General features: G+C 33.0%; 1 protein-coding gene. It reads right to left on the bottom strand.

Translation table 11 applies throughout. From position 1 onward, the window contains the following. Positions 1–78 precede the first annotated feature (78 nt). Positions 79–551 (bottom strand): hypothetical protein (locus DWZ47_RS30305; protein ID WP_233525147.1); only part of this gene is annotated, 473 nt, incomplete at its 5' end.

Here is a 551-nt window from a genome sequence, read left to right as displayed (position 1 = left end):
CTAAAAGTTTGTTTATAAAGTCCATAATTGTAATTTATTAATTTGTTGATAATGGTTAGAAAGGGGCATCGTCAGATGCTATCTTTCGTAGTTACCGATATTTTTCCTTAATGTCTTATGAATAAAGTTATCCAAGTCTTTGGAGTTATAGAATTTCCATGATGAATATGCAATCATATTACCTTCCGGATTTTGTGATATGCTCCAATAATTCATACATTCTTTGTTCACATATTCCTTAATTCTGATTATTTCTTCCAGCGATAAACTGCTTAATTGAACAAAATATTCGCCGGAATAATCTTTGTTGATAAATGATGTACTATCAACAAACTTGTTCATGTGTGCGATACAAGCATAAAGGGCATATCCTTTTGCGTCTTCAAACCGTTCTCTATATGCAATCTTTTGCGTTGTACAACTTGCAGTTACACAAATCACACACATCATTGTTATCATTTGTAGGTGTTTCATATCTATAACTTTAGTCATTATCGGTAATGGGTTGCAGCTTGCCACCGTTAGGTGGAATAGGTGCTTGTTATCAACAT

The organism is Bacteroides sp. AF32-8BH (assembly GCF_003435205.1).
GTDB lineage: Bacteria > Bacteroidota > Bacteroidia > Bacteroidales > Bacteroidaceae > Bacteroides > Bacteroides ovatus.
This window is presented reverse-complemented; position numbering and strand designations above follow the sequence as displayed.